Consider the following 1,846-nt stretch of genomic DNA (forward strand, 5'->3'; position numbering starts at 1 on the left):
CGCAAGATGGAAGTGCTAGTTGGACTGGGGGAAATCCTGTTGTAAATTTTGGTAATTTTATGAGTGAAATTAAACAAAATTATAATCAAGGAATAAATGATAGAGTTAATAATGTTATTGATTTTTTTACTTCAGAGATAAGTAGTGGTGAATATTGGGGCAATAGTTTGCAAAGTCTCGGCAATGATGTTATGCAAGGTAGAAGTATAATGTTTAATGCAAGTCCTGAATATAAATTAGAGACATTCAATAATACTAAGAATATGTCTGCCAATGAATGGGCATATTCGGCAGGGTATAGTTCGCCAGATATTGCTGCTTCTTTTGTTTCTCCTTATGCGATGGAAGGAGCGTTTTCTAGAATGAGCAATTTTAGAATTCCAGCTTACACTCTTAAAGCATTAAGAGGAAGTGGGGGATTTAAGTCACTTGGTGCAGCTGCAAAAGGTTTTTCTAAAATTCCAAAAGGATTTAAACATGTCAAAGACTTTGGGTATCCACATGGACAAAATGTATACAAGTTTAAAGGCAATTACTATTCAAAAGATATCGATGTACATAATGGTGGAGTTTGGAAAGTATTTGAAAATATTGGTGGTAGATTAAAAAGAATAGGAACAGCTGATGCAAACCTTAATATTTTTAAAAATTAAACTATGAGTCAATACAAAATAGATTCGGAAAATTTTGATAAGAGTTTTAAAAAACTCTTACAATTAAAAAAAGGTAAAAATATAGTAAATGGAAGATTTGATCTTGAACCAATTAAATTAGAAGCAAAATTAGATTTTATAATTCACTTACTTTTATCCAGTAATTTGATTGAGAGTTTGACTTATAAAATACTTTTTTGGGAAGAAACTAATAAAGTAGAAAGTTTAATTAAATCTTATAAAAAAAAATACAGTACAATTATTTCGTATAATAATGGAAAATTGCCAGGTATAATATTTATAAATGAAGACGTTTTGGATGTGCTTTTTTTGAAAGAACTTTTAATCAATCATTTTAATCATGAAATGGCAAAAAATCCATCTCTTAGTTTAAGAGTTCAAATATGTATTAATAAAGAAGATTATATTACGTTAATTGATATTTATGATGATAGAGGATTTGATATTTATTATTTAGAGAGATAGTTTACACAATCCAATTCTTTGAAATGTTTCATAAATAACGGTTAGCTCTGCGATAGTCTCCAGATTTCGCAGTAGTAAATTAAAACCAATAATTACTATTTGAAACAATGTAAATTCTGCTTGGAGAGATGTTAAGAATGCTGTTAACTATGGCGGAAAAACACTTCAATCTGTAGGAGATTTTTACAATAGAAACATGCAGTCTATTGGAAACAATGTAAGCAGGTCTTTTAATCGTTTATTCGGAGGGGGCAAAAGTAGCACACAAGCAACCCCCGCTAGCGCGAGCTTCTAGCCCCCGCTAGCGCGAGCTTCTAGCTCGTGCCCGCAATAAAAATAAAGTTATTTTAATTGAAATGAGGTAAAAAATAGTAATGGGCACGAGCTTCTAGCTCGTGAGCGCAAAGGGTAAAAAAATTAAAGTTTAATGGAATTATGTTCTTTGAAAATAATTTTGGACAAAATAACAGGTCTTTTTTGTAAATATCATGATTATTGAAATATGTAAACTTTTTCAGGACGAGACAAAATTGTGGGCACGAGCTAGAAGCTCGCGCTAGCGGGGGTATGTATATGAAGATTCTAAATGGCAAGAAACATTAAAACTAGTAGATTCTACCTCAGAATACGCACTTACTGGCGCTATTTTGAGTCAAGATCGTTACGCTATTGAAGAAGCTACCGTTGCTTTACAAAATGCAGCCGGA

2 protein-coding genes are annotated in these 1,846 nt (G+C 31.8%); both read left to right on the forward strand.

The features are described 5' to 3' along the window. The coding region (locus RMO70_RS13840) for a toxin C-terminal domain-containing protein (protein ID WP_310557031.1) at nt 1–653 on the forward strand (653 nt) is incomplete at its 5' end. Nucleotides 654–656: 3 nt separating this feature from the next. Continuing rightward, entirely contained in the window at nt 657–1,139 is a 483-nt protein-coding gene (locus tag RMO70_RS13845) for a hypothetical protein (RefSeq protein ID WP_310557032.1), read from the forward strand. Nucleotides 1,140–1,846 lie beyond the last annotated feature (707 nt).

It is taken from the genome of Flavobacterium sp., from assembly GCF_031422135.1.
GTDB lineage: Bacteria > Bacteroidota > Bacteroidia > Flavobacteriales > Flavobacteriaceae > Flavobacterium.